The sequence below is a fragment of the Thiococcus pfennigii genome (assembly GCF_016583835.1).
Taxonomy (GTDB): Bacteria; Pseudomonadota; Gammaproteobacteria; order Chromatiales; family Chromatiaceae; genus Thiococcus; species Thiococcus pfennigii.
Map to the genome: position 1 here is coordinate 1 of NZ_NRRW01000163.1, position 556 is coordinate 556.

1 protein-coding gene is annotated in these 556 nt (G+C 70.3%); it reads left to right on the forward strand.

What is annotated here, in order from left to right:
* Window positions 1-555 (forward strand): branched-chain amino acid ABC transporter permease (locus tag CKO41_RS18375; RefSeq protein ID WP_200383300.1); only part of this gene is annotated, 555 nt, incomplete at its 5' end.
* Between the last annotated feature and the right edge of the window lies 1 nt (window position 556).

The following is a 556-nucleotide window of genomic DNA, read 5'->3' on the forward strand; positions in this document are numbered from 1 at the left end:
TACTACGCGGTGCTGGTCTGCCTCGGTGCCACGGCCTGGCTGGTCCAGCGCATGGTGCGTTCGCGCTTCGGGATGGCGCTGCGCGGCAGCCGCAGCAATCTGCGCCGCGTCGAGTCGCTCGGCCTGCCGGCCTACCGCTACCAGCTCACCGCCTTCGTCATCTCCGGAATGATCTGCACCCTGGCCGGCGGCCTGCTCGCCAACTTGGCGCAGTTCGTGAGCCCGGCCTACATGCACTGGTCGCGCTCTGCGGACCTGCTGATCATGGCGCTCGTCGGCGGCATGGCGAGCGTGCTCGGGCCGCTGCTCGGCGCCGCAGCGTTGCTGCTGCTGGAAGAAGGATTGGCCAGCTTGACACCGCATTGGCAAGCGCCGCTGGGCATCATCCTGGTGCTGGTGGTGCTGTTCGCCCGCAACGGACTGGCGGAGCTGGCGGAGATCGTGACCCAGACCGGGCGGCGGCTCTTCGGTGGTCGACTTCCCACCACGGCCACGGCCGCGGCCGCGGCCGTCGCCGCTGGCGTGACAGCGCCGCCCGAGGCCCGTCTGCCATGAT